Here is a 12,379-nt window from a genome sequence, read left to right as displayed (position 1 = left end):
AGCTTAACCACAACCGCGTGGAACAACCGGCTAATGAGGCGTCGGGACTACCTCCGGAGCGTCGGCGTAGGGGCGGCCGGCATCGCCGTCGCGGGCTGTCTCCAGGTCGAGGACACCGGCGACGACAGCACGGCGACCACGACGACCGACGACGCGACGACGACGGAGGGAGCCACGACCGGCGGCACGACCAGCGGCGACGCCGAGACGCTCCGCGTCGCGACCTACGACTCGTTCTTCGGGGAGGAGGGAACCGCCGGCCGCTGGCTGAAAGCGGCCTGGGAGGCCGAACACGACTCGACCGTCGAGTTCAGCGCGCCGAGCAACGGCGTCAACCAGTTCATCGAGCGCAAGCGCGAAGGCGTGGGCATCGACGCCGACCTCTTCGTCGGCCTGAACACGGGCGAGCTGGTGCGCGTCGACGAGGCGCTCGGCGACGACCAGCGGCTGTTCGACGAGCTCGCCGGCGAGGTCGCGGCCAGCGACCGCATCAAAGACGACCTCCGCATCGACCCGCAGAACCGCGCGCTCCCCTACGACACGGGGTACATCTCGCTCGTGTACGACGGCACGACGGTCGAGGACCCGGAGACGTTCGAGGCGCTGACCACCGACGAGTACGAGGGCGCGCTGCTCGCGCAGAACGCCCAGACCAGCGACCCGGGGCGGGCGTTCCTGCTGTGGACCGTCCACGAGTACGGGCCCGACGAGTACCTCGACTACTGGCAGCGCCTCGTCGACAACGACGTGCGCGTGCTGGACGACTGGCAGCCGGCCTACGACGCGTTCCTGAACGGTGAACGCCCGATGGTCGTCTCCTACTCCACCGACCAGGTGTACTACAACGACGAGGACCAGCTCCCCCGCCACCAGGTCGGCTTCCTGAACGACCAGGGGTACGCGAACCCCGAGGCAGTCGCACGGTTCGCCGATTCCGACGAGCCGGAGCTGGCGGCCGAGTTCGTGGAGTTCGCGCTCGGTGACGACGCCCAGCGGAACATCGCCGTGAACAACGTCCAGTTCCCGGCGACGACGACGGCCGAGCTCCCCGAAGAGTACGCCCAGTACGCCCACGAGCCGCCGGAGTCGGTGACGTTCACGTACGACGAGCTCGCCGGGAACGTCGGCGAGTGGACCGAGGCGTGGGCGCGGCAGGTCGCCACGAACTAGTGCGGGGGAGCCGCCGAACCGCCGCCAGCGCATGGGCGACGCTGAGCCGGGCCGCCGACCGGTTCGCGCTCCCGCTGGCGGGGGCAGGGACACTCGCCGTGCTCGCGGCGGTGTTCTACTACCCCGTCTGGACCGTCTTCGTGGAGGCGCTCGGCCCCGAGAACCCCGTCTGGGCGATTCTCACCTCGGAGTTCTACATGGGGGCCGCCCACGGTGTGTTCGCCCACCCGTTGCGGGTGCCGGGCGACGTCGCTGCGTGGCTCGCCGAGGTCCACATCGTCGCCGGCTGGACCGGGCTGCTGCCCGACCTGTTCGTCGTCCACCCCGGCGTCAGGAAGGGGCTGTTCGGGTTCACGGCCTACCAGGCGGCGCTGTCGACGCTCGCGAGCGTCGCGCTCGGGCTGCCGGGCGCGTACGTCCTCGCGCGCTTCGAGTTCCCGGGTCGGCGCACGCTCCAGTCACTGACGATTCTCCCGTTCGTCCTGCCCTCCATCATGGTCGTCGTCGGGTTCGTCGCGACGTTCGGCCAGTTCGGCACGCTGAACGGCGTCCTGTCGACGCTCGGCCTCGAGCGCGTGCAGTTCCTCTACACGCTGGAGGTCGTCGTACTCGCACACGCCTTCTACAACGCCCCGCTGGTCACGCGGATGGTGGCGACGGCGTGGGAGAACGTCGACGCCAGCGCCGTGGAGACCGCGCGCTCGCTGGGCGCCAGCCCGCTGCGGGCGTTCCGGGACGTCGTCGCGCCCCAGCTGGTGCCGGCGCTGGCGGCGAGCGCGCTGCTGACGTTCGTGTTCACGTTCATGTCGTTCCCCATCGTGCTCGCGCTCGGCGGCCTCCAGCTGGCGACCGTGGAGGTGTGGCTGTACGCCCGCATCCAGCAACTGGACTACGCGACTGCGGCCGGGCTCGCGACGCTGGAGACGGTCGTCTCGCTGGCGTTGACGTACGCCTACCTCCGGTACGAGGGCAGCCAGTCCGCCGACGGCACCGCGAACCCGCTGGCCCGCCACCGGCTGTTCGACGCGTCCGGGCCCCGGGAGTGGCTGGTCCGGTCCGGCATCGGCGTCTACGGCGTGGTCGTCGCGGCCGTGTTCGTCGCGCCGCTGGCGTCGATGGTGCTGGCGAGCGTCGGCGGCCTCGAGGAGCCGACGCTGCGCTGGTGGCGGTTCCTCGTCGACCGGCAGGCCAGCGGGGGCCGCACGCAGCCGGCGACGGCGGTCCGGTACTCGCTGCAGTTCGGTGTCGCGGCGCTCGCCGTGGCGCTGCCGATGGGTGTCGTCGTCGGGGCGTTCTCCGCCAGAGGGGGGCGCGGTCGGAAGGTCGTCGACGCCGTCCTGATGGCGCCAATCGCCGTCTCCGGCATCGTCGTCGGGTTCGGGCTGCTGCGCTCGCTGGTGTTCGGCGTCGAGGTCGGCGACTACCGGGTGAGCCTCGTCGGGCCGGTCGTGGTGGTGATGGCCCACGCCGTCGCCGGCTACCCGTTCGTCGTCCGGAACGTCGCACCGATGCTGTCGGCCGTCGACAGCCGGCTCGTGGAGTCGGCGCGTGCGCTCGGCGCGAGCAGAGGGCGGGCGCTCTGGGACGTCGAACTCCCGCTCGTGTGGCCGGGCGTGCTCGCGGGCGCGGCGTTCGCGTTCGCAATCAGCATCGGCGAGTTCGACTCGACGGTGATTCTGGCGGGCGACGGCGTCTACACGATGCCGGTCGCGCTGAAGCGGTTCCTCGTCGACCGGACCGCCGGCCCGAGCACTGGCCCGGCGGCCGCGATGGGGACGGTGCTGCTGGCGGTGACGGCCGCCAGTTTCGTGGTCATCGACCGCGTCGGGGGGCGGTACCGACCATGACTGGCGTCGACCAGGGGGTGCTTCGAGCGTGACCAGCGTCGAACTGGACGGCCTCGTCCGCGAGTTCGGGCCGACCCGGGCCGTCGACGACGTCTCGGTGACCGTCGCGGACGGCGAGTTCTTCACGCTCGTCGGGCCCTCCGGCTGCGGGAAGACGACAACGCTGCGCCTGATCGCGGGGTTCGAGAACCCGGACGGCGGGGACGTGCGTTTCGGGGGCGAGTCGACGACCGGCGTGCCACCGGAGGACCGCGACGTCGGCATCGTGTTCCAGAGCTACGCGCTGTTCCCGCACATGACGGTGGGCGAGAACGTCGCCTACGGGCTGCGGTTCCGGGACCCGCCGGACGGCGTGTCGACCGCGGAGCGCGTCGCCGAACTGCTGGAGCTCGTCGACCTGCCCGGGATGGAGGACCGTGAGCCGTCGGCGCTCTCCGGCGGCCAGCAACAGCGGGTGGCGCTGGCTCGCGCGCTCGCGCCGGGGCCGAGCGTGCTGTTGCTCGACGAGCCGATGAGCGCGCTGGACGCCCGGCTCCGCGAGCGGCTGCGCGGGAAGGTCAAAGAGATTCAGCGCGAACTGGACATCACGACCGTCTACGTGACCCACGACCAGGAGGAGGCGCTGTCGGTCTCGGACCGGGTGGCGGTGATGCACGACGGCCGCGTGGAGCAGGTCGGCACACCCGAGGCGGTGTACCGGGAGCCCGCCTCTCGGTTCGTCGCGGAGTTCGTCGGGGACAACAACGTCGTCGACGGATCGGCGTCTCCACTCGAAACGAGGGGGTCTTCGGTGGCCGTCGGTTCGGCGTCCTTCGACGTGGCCGAATCCGCATCCGGCAACGTTGCCGTTAGCCTCCGACCCGAAGCACTGTCCTTCGGTTCGGGTGGAAACGAACTCGACGTCGTCGTGGAGCGCGCGGAGTTCCTCGGGGACGCCTACAAGGTGTACTGCGACTGGCACGGCACCCAGTTGCTCGTGAAGACCACCGACGCGCCCGAGCCGGGGCCGGCGACCGTTACCTTCCCGCCCGAGGCCGCCGACGTGCTCCCGGAGTAGTAGTGGTCTGGCGCCCGGCTCAGGGCGCGACGCCGACGGTGAGCAGGGTCCCGAACGTGCGGTAGCGCTCGACCATGTCCTCGCGAGTGTCGAAGCCCTCGTGGGGGAACTCGCTCGCGGGCGGAATCTCGGTCTCCTCGTCGGCGACGTTGTCCTGCTCGGCGACGTGCAGCCCCGCCTCGCGGAACGCCTCCCGGTACTCCGTCCGGTCCCAGCGCGTCATCTCCACGCTGATCGACTCCTGCCAGTCGTGGCTGTGGACGTTCTCCTCGTAGTAGTTCACCGCACAGTAGAACGTCCCACCCGGCCGCAGGACGCGCCGGACCTCCTCGAGAGTCTCGTGGGGGTCGCTGGCGTAGTAGAACGCCTCCATCGAGAACACGTGGTCGACCGAGTCGTCGGCGAACGGCAGGCTCCCGAAGTCGCCCACCACGTAGCCGACGTCGTCGTCGTCGGTGTAGCTCCGGGCGTTCCGGGTCATCTCCGGCGCGCCGTCGAGCCCGTAGCCCCGGGCGACCCCGCGCTCGCGGAGCGCGCGAAGCGCGTACCCGCTGCCGGTGCCGAGGTCGAGCACGGTGTCGTCGGCCTCGACGGGCATCCGCGCGAGCACGTCTTTGGCGGTGTGCCAGTGGCGGTCCTCCATCCCCCTGTCGCGGCCGGACGCCGCCCACTCGTCGAACTCCTCGCGAACGCTCATGCCAGTACGGTGAACGGCGGGCGGCAAAACGCCACCGGACGCGGACCAGCGGCGAGTCCTGGCGGCCTCCAAGCCAACGCTTAACACCCGACCCTGCGTCCACCCGGCGATGTCAGTCGCCAGCAGAGTCGAAACACAGTGGCGTGCGGCGGTGGACCGCACTGGCGCCCCCGGCGCCACCGCGCTCGTCGCCGTCATGGTCGCCGTCGCCACGCTCCAGCAGGTCTTGCTGCCGGCGCTCGGCGTCCCGAAACCGGTCCTTCAACGCGCGTTCTACTTCCACACGAACCGTCCCGCGTGGCTGTGGGCAGTGGCGACCAGCGCCGTCGCACACGGCGGATTCCTCCACCTCGTCATCAACGTCCAGCTGGTGCTCGGGTTCGGAAGCATCATCGAACCCGACTACGGGACCGGGCCACTGCTCGCCGCGTTCGCAGCCGGCGCCCTCGGCGCACTCGGCGCCGGGTTCGCGCTCCAGACCGCAATCGGTGGCGCCGAGTCCTACGTCGGTTCGAGCGGCGGCGCGTTCGGGATGCTCGGGTGGCTCGCGGGCCAAAACCCCCAGCGAAGCCTGCCGACAGTACCTCCCGGACCTGTGTGGGCCATCGCTGCACTCGTCTGTGGCGTCTCGGTCGGGGTCGTATTCGTCTACGGTGTCGGTGCGTTCGGCATCGCTCACGTCCCACACGTTGGCAGCCTGCTCGCGGGCGGAATTGTGGGGGCCACGTTCCGCTGACGCGGATGCGGGTTCGAGCCCGCCGCACCCGATGGCGTTTTGCCAGTGGTTCGCGTGGCTCTGGGTATGGCCAGAGGTCGGAAGCGGTACGCGTACGCCGACACCGCCCAGCAGATCGTCGGCGGGTTCGTGCTCGCGGGGCCGTTCGTCGTCACGGAGGAGGTGTGGCTGCTCGCCAGCCGGATGCACTGGTACCACGCCGCCGTGACGGTGCTGATGGTCGCCGTCATCGGCTACGGCGCGCTGTACAAGACCGACGACGGCCGCGACCCCGACCGCGAGGCGGAGGTCGTCGGCGTCCCGGTTCGGTTCGTCTCCCTGATGGTGGTGTCGTTCGGCTCGGTTCTGGTGCTGTCACTGGCGCTGACCGCTCCGACGACGTTCGCCGGACAGCTCGAGCTCGGCGCCGGAATGGGCGTGATTGCACCCCTGACCGCGAAGGCGGTGTCGGTCGGCGCAATCTTCAGCGTCGTCGGCGCCGCGACCGCCGACAGCCTGCTGTGAGGCGAAACCGGGAGACCACTGGGGCTGTCCGCGGTCACCCGCAGCGTTAAGACGACGGGCGCGCTTCGCCCCGGTATGGACTACGACCTCGCGATCGAGGGTGCGCCCGACTCCGTGCCGGGCGGCACCGTCGTCCTCCTCGTGCACCCGTCCACGGGAGAGACCGACCGCATGGACACCGACTTCCTGAAGACCGACACCGACCACTTCCTCGTCGTCTCCACGCGCACTACCGCCCGCGAGGTCACCCAGAAGCTCGAGTACTACGACGTCGACGAAGACAGCGCGGAGATCCTGGACACGCTGTCGGTCGAGCGCGGCTACTCGCGGCGCGGCGCCAGCCACATCCACTACGTCTCCCGGCCCGAGGACGTCGACGGCATCCTCTCCGCCGTCGACCAGTTCCTCACGGACAATCCCGGGAAGCGCCGCGTCAGCTTCGACTCGCTGACCGAGCTCGCGTACTACGCCGACGAGGCGCAGGCGCTCGACGCCCTCCAGCGGCTCGACGGGCTCCTCGACCGGCACGACGCCGTCGCGCTCGTCCACGTCTCCGAGGAGGTCCACGACGAGGACGCCCTCGCGAACTTCCGGGACGCCAGCGACCTCGTCATCGAACTCGACGAGGACGGCGGCGTCGCCGTCACCGACGACTGAGAAGGCGGGTCGCTGTTGCCGGCCGCCGGCAGCTGCTCACTCCGCGTCGAACACTTTCTGCGCCCACGTCACGGCGTACTCGGCGCCGTGCCGGCGGAACGCCGGCGAGTCGAGTGCGGCGAACGGCGCGGGCACGTCGGCGTCGTGTTTCACGGCGCTGCACGCCAGTTCGGCGGCGTCCGCAAACGTTGTCTCGCCGTGCGCGAGTTCCCCCGCAAGCCCGTCCAGCCGGGGATGGATTCGCTCGCCGGCGTCCACCCAGGCGTCGTGCAGGCCGGGGAAGTCGGCGTCCCACGTCTCGAACTCGCGGCGCGTGTGCAGCCCCCGGAACGCGGTCGCGACGGCGGCACCGAGCTGGTAGGCGGTCGCCGGGTCGCCGTCGACGGCCGCCGCGAAGTCGGGGTACTCCTCCCTGAAGAAGCCGAGGAACTGCTCGGGGAGCCCGAGGCCCGCTTCGACGAGGGCCTCGGCGACGAGGAAGTCCGCGAAGGCCGCGGGAGTGCCCTCGATGCGGGCCTTGACGAACACGAGCGGCGGGTCGGTCTGCGTGGTCCACGCGACCGCCCCGTCCCCCGGCATCCCGACGACGAAGTCGGTGGTCGCGAGCTGGCGGAGCAGTTCGGGGCTGTCCGCGGGGAGCCACGACTGGTCGTACTCCCGTGGCGTCAGCTCGTCGACGAGCAACAGCAGGTCCTCGCGGTGCTCTGGCGGCAGCGTCTCGAAGTCGCGGTCGCAGTCGAGGACGACCGCGCCCGGCGCGTAGGCGTCCCGGACCGCCGCGAGTTCGCCGTCGAGCTCGCGCTCGGAGAACATCACCCGACCTGCAGCATCACGGCGACCGACAGTACGGCGGCGATGGCGACCGTCGCGACGACCAGCTTCGTTGACGTGCTCATGTCCGATGGATTCGGCCGGCGTCCCTTAAATCCGTGGCGTTCGCCGCGAGTGAGACGGTTCGCGGCCGTCGACGGCGACCGGGGCGTCGGTCGGACGGCACCGGTTCGGGTTGTCAGTCGGCGGTCGTCGGTCTGCCGTACGCTCGCCACGCGCCCGACCGGAACCGGACGAAGTTGACGGCGGCGCGCGTGTACATGTCGCCGAGGATGGCCGCGAAGATGGCGGCCAGTCCCCACCCCATCCCGGGCGCGAACGAGACGCCAGGAACCGTCAGCGCGCCCAGCGCGACGGTCGGCACCGTCAGCGGCCCCAGCGAGAACGACTGCAGAGTGAAGTCGAGGACCCACGGCCCCGCGGCGATAATCTGGCTGGCCGGCAGCGCGAGGAACGCCAGCGGCAGCCGCACGACGTACGTGCCGAGCAGGCCGCCGTACAGCGGCCAGCGGGTGTCGCCGGCGCCCCGGAGGCCGCCACGGAGCGTGCGAGCGACCGAGAACCCGGCGACGCTCAGCCCGAATACCCGGACGAACGTCACCGTCAGGTCGAGGTTCCCGGCGTCGAACGCCCGCGAAATCGGGGCCGCCGCCGCGAACAGCACGGCGCCGATGATGAGCTGGGTGACGAGCGCGATGCGCAGCGTCTGCCAGCCGTACTCGGCGGCCTCGTCGGGGTCGTCGGCGCCGAGGCGCTGCCCGACGAGCGTCGAGGACGCCGTCGAGTAGCCCCACGCGGGCATCAGCGCCAGCAACATCACGCGACGGGCGATGGCGTACGCGGCGACCACCGCCGGCCCGAACAGCCCGAGCACGAACAGGAACGGGAACCGGCCGAAGGTTCGGGACAGCCGGGTGCCCGCCAGCGGCAACGCCACCCGCACGATTTCGGCCGCGACCGCCCAGTCCCACTGCTTGCCGCCGAGTTCCAGCGTGACGTCCCAGCGCCCGGAGACGAGGATGGCGAAGAACACGAGCCCCGCGACCGCGTTCGCGATTGCGGTCCCCCACGCCGCGCCGACGACACCGAGTTCGGGGAACAGCCACAGCCCGAAGATGAGCACGGCGTTCAACACGATGTTCGTCGGGAGCGTGACGAGCCGGACGTACATCGGTGTCTGGGTGTCGCCGGCGCCCGCGAGCGCCCGGGCGGCGGTCATGCTCCAGAACCGGAACACGACCGACAGCATCACGACGCGGAGGTAGGCGGCGCCGAGCCGCGTTGTCTCGGGGTCGTTCGCGAGCAGGCCGACGAGCACGTCGGCGTACTCCCACGTCCCCACCGTGATGGGAACCGAGATGACCAGCGAGAGCCACAGCGACTGCTTCAGCGCGAAGTTTGCTTCGCCGTGGTCCTCGGCGCCCTTGAACCGGGAGACGACGCTGATGGTGCCGGAGGTGAGCGCGAGCGCCAGCCCGAACGGGATGAAGTAGTACTGGAACCCGAACTCGAGGGCAGCGACCGCCGTCGACCCCGCGGCGATGCTCACCATGAAGAAGTCGGCCGTCCGCAGCAGCGTCCGCAAGCCCCCCGTGACCATCGCCGGGACGGCGAGGTCGAACGCCTCCTCGCCCTTCCGGCGGTCGACGAGCCCGAAGCGCGCGAGGTACGCGGGGAACAGCGCCAGCACGGCCTGCGCGCGGTCGCGGAGGGACGGCATCTATCCGACTGGGGGAGCCACAGCGGAAAACAACTTCGGCACCCGGCAAGCCAGGACGCCGACGGCTATCGGGCCGCGGGCGAGAAGCGGTGGAGCTGTGGCTGGTGTCGGTCGTGGCGAGTGAGTGGAGGAGCCGAAGCTGTGGCTGGAGGGTTCTGTAGCGGCGTAAACGAGCGCGAGGATGGAGTAGTGGGACTGTTCGCGTCGGGCGCTCGCTCGTTCGCGCCACCGGGTGGACCGACTTGTCCATCCGGTGGTGGATGGGGGTGTCGCGTTACTCGGTCTCGGTCGGGTCGGGCGCCTCCCAGGCGTCGGGTACCTCGATGACGTACTGACCGTCCTCCTGGAGCGCGATGATGTACTCCTGGCGGTCGTACAGCTCCATGAGGTTGAGCTCGTACTGGCCGGGCGCGACGATGCGGATGGACTCGAACTGGTCGTTGAGCTCCTGGCGGAGGTCCTCGATGTCCGGGCGGTCCTCGGAGTCGTCGGGTTCCTTGACGACGCGGCCATCGTCCGCGCGGTCCGGGAGCGAGGACATGTCCACGACCTCGCTTCGGGCGTCGGCCTGCGCGCCGTCTTCCTCGTCGGCCGTCGACGCCTGCACGCCGGCCTCGTCGGCGGCGTCGGCAGTGGTCGCCGTGTCGCCGGTGTCGACCCCGTCGACGGCGGGGTCGGTACCGGAGTCGGCGCGCTCGACCTCCTCCGTTTCGGGTGCAGCGCCCGACCCGGCGCGGTCCGGGTCGGCCGTCGACGACGTCGGCCCACCAGACTGCGGGACTGCGTCCTCGTCGTCGGAAGTCGCCGTAGCGTTGGCACTGTCCTCGTCGTCGGAAGTCGCCGTAGCGTTGGCACTGTCCTCGCCGGTGGCAGCGTCGACCGTAGCACCGTCGTCGCCGGTGGCAGTGTCGACCGTAGCACCGTCGTCAGTGGCTTCGTCCTCGTCGGATACGGCGTCCGTGGACGGCGGCCCGCTGGAGACGGCGTCCCGGACCCGGTTCGCGGCGCGACCGACCGCACCGGTCACCGACCCGCCCTCTGGCTCCGGCGGCTCCGACTGCTCGGCGTCGTCGACGGCGGGTTCGTCCGGCACCTCGCCCGGGTGGTACTGGAACTTGTTCCCGCCGCAGTCCGGGCACCCCGACAGCATCTCCTTGGAGCCGTCCTCGAAGACGTGCCCGCAGTTCGTGCACTGGTGGGGCATTCTACTTGCGTGAGATGAGCGCGCTGATGAGCGTCTCGTCTTTGTGCAGGGACTGGATCTGGTTGGCCGGCCCGATGACCGTGAGCTTCGAGGTCTCCTGCTTGCCCATCAGGCGCCCGAGCAGGCTCGTGTCCGACGCCTGGTCCTGCGGGAAGCTCTCGATCTCGATGCCCGAGAAGCCGTCCGGGTTGATCTCGCTCATCGTCACCTCGATGAGCTTCGACTCCTCGTCGGGCGTCAGCCCCGACTCGAGGACGACGATGTTGCCGTCCCGGACGCCGTCGAGGATGAGCCGGATCTTCTCCATCGACGTCTTCCCGGCCATCCGCTCCCCACTGATGAGGTCGATCTGGACGCCCTCCTGTGGTCCGTCGCCGCTGCTGGTTGTCTCTGGCATGCTACTGGTCACCCGAAGTACTTCGCGATCTGCTCGTAGACCTCGTCCATGTTGTCACCCTCGAGGGCTGACAGCGGGATGGTCTCGTGCTGGGGGAACGCGTTCGACACGCGCTGAATGTTGGCGTCCTCCAGGTCCGTCTTGTTCGCGAGGATGAGCACGGGCAGCTCGCGGCTCTCGATGATGCCGATGAGCATCGTGTTCACCTGCGTGAACGGGTCCTCGGTCGCGTCGAGGACGTAGATGACGCCGTCGACGTCCTCGCGCAGCCAGTGCATCGCCTCGGCGACCCCCTCGGTCGCCTCGCGGGAGCGACGCACGGCCTCGTCTTTCTCCATGTCGTGGTCGAGGAACTCCGAGTAGTCGACTTTCGTCGTCACGCCCGGCGTGTCGACGATGTCGATGTTGACGGTCTTCCCGTTGCGTTTGATCTCCACGTCCTCCTTGCGGCGGGCGCGCCGCGTCTCGTGGGGGATGTGGCTCTCGGGACCGACGGCGTCGCCCGTCCAGTCGCGCGCGATGCGGTTCGCGAGCGTCGTCTTCCCGGCGTTAGGCGGGCCGTAAATCCCGATGCGTTTCGGCTCCGAGTCGTCGGCGAAGAGACTCGCCGTGACTCGGGATACGCTGTCTCTGAGTTCTGCGAACAGTCCCATCCTTGGCCTCCATTCGCACCCCGTGCCTTGTATGTTTGACGCAGGGCGCGTCTGGCTACGTCGAGACTACCGGCGAGACAACTTAAACTTACGTCAGACGGGGAGTACGGGGTCGCGGGGTTCGGCCGGTGGCGGTCGCCGGTAACCGTCGCCTATCTGGACGCCGACAGGCCGCCGCCGTCCCCCACTCGAGTGACAGCTGCCGCGACGTCGACCGGGTGGGCCGGGACCGTTCGGGTGGTCGAGAGGAGAGGCTCTGCCGCCTCTGGCCTCGCGTGGAGTGGTTCACGAATGGTGATGAGGCTCCCGAAAGCGTGGCAAGATGCGGCGGTGCACCGGGAGAAGTAGCCCACCCACGTGATTCGACCGACGAGGAGCGGAACAGCGGGACGCTGTCTCCGAGGCGGTCGAGTGGAAACAGGGGGTCGCGTACGCGCGTCTAATTCATGGTGACTCTGCGTGGAGGGTGGGGTGCGTGTGTGGCGGCGAGCGCTCCTAGCGTGGGAGTGTGTGGCTAGGAACTGGCTCCCCGGTGGGACGAGACGCCGATCGAGCCCGAGCCCCCACCCCCTCGTTTCAGGTGGAGACGGGAGACAGGGCAGGGAGGGGTCAGCCCCGAACGGTAATTTCACGACGAACGCCACTAGAACTAGACCACTCCACACCCCACACTAGCTTTTTTCTCTAGTTTGCGGATTCTGTTTTGGCGGTAGTGTAATAATAGTACCGGTCATCTAGAGTCGTCTTCGCTACCCCACCCCCACCAGATTCGCGTTCCACCCGAAACGAAGGGGTGGGGGGCCGCCCCGCGTGCCACACTCCAACCCCTCTCTTTCGACTGCAACTCTTCCGGCTGGTATCTCCCACTTACTGTACCCACGAACTGAATCGAAACCGAACGGATCT

The 12,379-nt window shown here is 69.6% G+C and carries 13 protein-coding genes; 6 read left to right on the top strand and 7 right to left on the bottom strand.

From position 1 onward, the window contains the following. Positions 1-33: 33 nt before the first annotated feature. Genes LT971_RS00635 through LT971_RS00625 form a run of 3 tightly spaced genes read left to right on the top strand, consistent with a single transcriptional unit; the run spans position 34 to position 4,074 of the window. Positions 34-1,170, top strand: a complete 1,137-nt coding sequence (locus tag LT971_RS00635; RefSeq protein ID WP_237004916.1) for a thiamine ABC transporter substrate-binding protein — start codon at positions 34-36, stop codon at positions 1,168-1,170. Continuing rightward, positions 1,170-3,017: an ABC transporter permease gene (locus tag LT971_RS00630; RefSeq protein ID WP_425293257.1), complete on the top strand. Its 1,848-nt coding sequence runs from the start codon at positions 1,170-1,172 to the stop codon at positions 3,015-3,017. Before LT971_RS00635 ends, LT971_RS00630 begins: the two co-directional genes overlap by 1 nt. A gap of 28 nt (positions 3,018-3,045) precedes the next feature. Then, positions 3,046-4,074 carry an ABC transporter ATP-binding protein gene (locus LT971_RS00625; protein ID WP_237004915.1) on the top strand — a complete coding sequence of 343 codons (1,029 nt, stop codon included), beginning with the start codon at positions 3,046-3,048 and terminating at the stop codon, positions 4,072-4,074. 19 nt (positions 4,075-4,093) lie between these two features. Here LT971_RS00625 and LT971_RS00620 read toward each other — a convergent pair whose 3' ends face one another. Continuing rightward, positions 4,094-4,771, bottom strand: coding sequence for a class I SAM-dependent methyltransferase (locus LT971_RS00620; RefSeq protein ID WP_237004914.1), 678 nt, complete (start codon positions 4,769-4,771; stop codon positions 4,094-4,096). 109 nt (positions 4,772-4,880) lie between these two features. On the opposite strand from LT971_RS00620, the gene LT971_RS00615 reads away from it, so the two are divergent. The 3 genes from LT971_RS00615 to LT971_RS00605 all read left to right on the top strand — a co-directional run bounded on the left by LT971_RS00615 (position 4,881) and on the right by LT971_RS00605 (position 6,668). Then, positions 4,881-5,507: a rhomboid family intramembrane serine protease gene (locus LT971_RS00615; RefSeq protein ID WP_237004913.1), complete on the top strand. Its 627-nt coding sequence runs from the start codon at positions 4,881-4,883 to the stop codon at positions 5,505-5,507. A 66-nt stretch (positions 5,508-5,573) separates the two neighbouring features. Next, entirely contained in the window at positions 5,574-6,011 is a 438-nt protein-coding gene (locus LT971_RS00610) for a DUF2391 family protein (RefSeq protein ID WP_237004912.1), read from the top strand. Positions 6,012-6,086: 75 nt separating this feature from the next. Beyond that, a complete protein-coding gene (locus tag LT971_RS00605) occupies positions 6,087-6,668 on the top strand; it encodes a DUF7090 family protein (protein ID WP_237004911.1) in 582 nt (193 codons plus the stop codon). Between the two features lie 36 nt (positions 6,669-6,704). Here LT971_RS00605 and LT971_RS00600 read toward each other — a convergent pair whose 3' ends face one another. From LT971_RS00600 to dipA, 6 genes are all read right to left on the bottom strand, one after another. Then, complete coding sequence (locus tag LT971_RS00600; RefSeq protein WP_237004910.1) at positions 6,705-7,481, bottom strand: DUF7089 family protein; 777 nt, start codon at positions 7,479-7,481, stop codon at positions 6,705-6,707. Continuing rightward, a complete protein-coding gene (locus LT971_RS00595; RefSeq protein ID WP_237004909.1) occupies positions 7,481-7,714 on the bottom strand; it encodes a hypothetical protein in 234 nt (77 codons plus the stop codon). The genes LT971_RS00600 and LT971_RS00595 overlap by 1 nt, the downstream gene beginning before the upstream one ends. Next, on the bottom strand, positions 7,678-9,219 hold the full coding sequence (locus LT971_RS00590) for an MATE family efflux transporter (RefSeq protein WP_237004908.1): 1,542 nt from the start codon (positions 9,217-9,219) through the stop codon (positions 7,678-7,680). The genes LT971_RS00595 and LT971_RS00590 overlap by 37 nt, the downstream gene beginning before the upstream one ends. A 274-nt stretch (positions 9,220-9,493) precedes the next feature. Continuing rightward, positions 9,494-10,423 carry an OapC/ArvC family zinc-ribbon domain-containing protein gene (locus LT971_RS00585; RefSeq protein WP_237004907.1) on the bottom strand — a complete coding sequence of 310 codons (930 nt, stop codon included), beginning with the start codon at positions 10,421-10,423 and terminating at the stop codon, positions 9,494-9,496. A 1-nt stretch (position 10,424) separates the two neighbouring features. Then, a complete protein-coding gene (gene dipB, locus LT971_RS00580) occupies positions 10,425-10,820 on the bottom strand; it encodes a divisome-positioning protein B (RefSeq protein ID WP_237004906.1) in 396 nt (131 codons plus the stop codon). Positions 10,821-10,828: 8 nt separating this feature from the next. Further along, the gene (gene dipA, locus LT971_RS00575; protein ID WP_237004905.1) at positions 10,829-11,473 is read right to left on the bottom strand and encodes a divisome-positioning GTPase DipA; all 645 of its coding nucleotides are present in this window, start codon (positions 11,471-11,473) and stop codon (positions 10,829-10,831) included. Positions 11,474-12,379: the final 906 nt, after the last annotated feature.

This window comes from Halobacterium rubrum (assembly GCF_021729015.1).
GTDB lineage: Archaea > Halobacteriota > Halobacteria > Halobacteriales > Halobacteriaceae > Halobacterium > Halobacterium rubrum.
This window is presented reverse-complemented; position numbering and strand designations above follow the sequence as displayed.